General features: G+C 45.9%; 1 protein-coding gene. It reads right to left on the bottom strand.

All coding sequences use genetic code 11. The annotated features are described in order from the left end of the window. Positions 1–30 precede the first annotated feature (30 nt). On the bottom strand, positions 31–792 hold the full coding sequence (locus tag L5M17_RS22890; protein ID WP_011789342.1) for an IS5-like element ISSpu10 family transposase: 762 nt from the start codon (positions 790–792) through the stop codon (positions 31–33). Positions 793–883: the final 91 nt, after the last annotated feature.

Raw genomic sequence — 883 nt, 5'->3', positions numbered from 1 at the left:
TAGGGCCTGTTGATCTTTGCTGTTCATAATTTAGCCAACCCACATTGGCAGCCATATAAGGCAGCAAGCCAAGGCCAGTGTACTTGCATAATTCCGGGCTAATTTATCATACCTTGTTGCTACTGAGCGGTAATGTTTTAGCCTGGCAAACACGTTCTCAACCAGATGGCGATATTTGTACAGACACCAGTCAATATCGCCATTACCAATCTTCGAATTACGCTTGCGCGGTATGTTAGGGACGCCCTTTTTTTCTCGGATCTGCTCTCGTATCTTCTCGCTATCATAGCCCCGGTCAGCGATAACGTGTTCGGCATCAGGCAGTTGTTTTAGTAATTCTATGGCTGCTTTACTGTCATGAACCTCACCGCCTGTCACAATAAAATCTATTGGCAAGCCGCAACTATCCACTGCCATATGGATTTTCGTCGTGTTACCACCACGACTTTTCCCAATCGCTTCTTTATCTTCTGAGCGAGCACCTGTCGCATGCTGATGCGCTTTGACGATGCTGCCGTCTATAAATTCCCACTCTAAATCAGCCAATTGCCTTAACTCTGCGAATAGCTGCATTAGAATGCCTTTTTTAGACCACAGGTTAAAACGCCGGTAGATGGCGCTCCAATCTCCAAAAGCTTCTGGCACATCGCGCCAAGGGCAACCGACCCGCATCCGATACAAAATGCCTTCGAAAGTATTTCTGTGTTCGGGCTTGTCATATACGCGGCCCGTTTTAAGCATCAATCTGATTAGCTTTGACCAGTACTCGTCTGTTAACATTGTTCTTGGCATGATGGGTTGTCATGGTTAGTTTTTGGCGAAAGTAATTATACCAGCCCATCATGCTGTCTAATAATCCATCACGAAAGATCAACAAGCCCTA

The organism is Shewanella sp. SW24, assembly GCF_025653395.1.
GTDB lineage: Bacteria > Pseudomonadota > Gammaproteobacteria > Enterobacterales > Shewanellaceae > Shewanella > Shewanella oncorhynchi.
This window is presented reverse-complemented; position numbering and strand designations above follow the sequence as displayed.

Excerpts from the sequence above, each read along its gene's own strand:
- L5M17_RS22890 (WP_011789342.1), bottom strand. The coding sequence starts at position 792 with ATGCCAAGAACAATGTTAACAGACGAGTACTGGTCAAAGCTAATCAGA.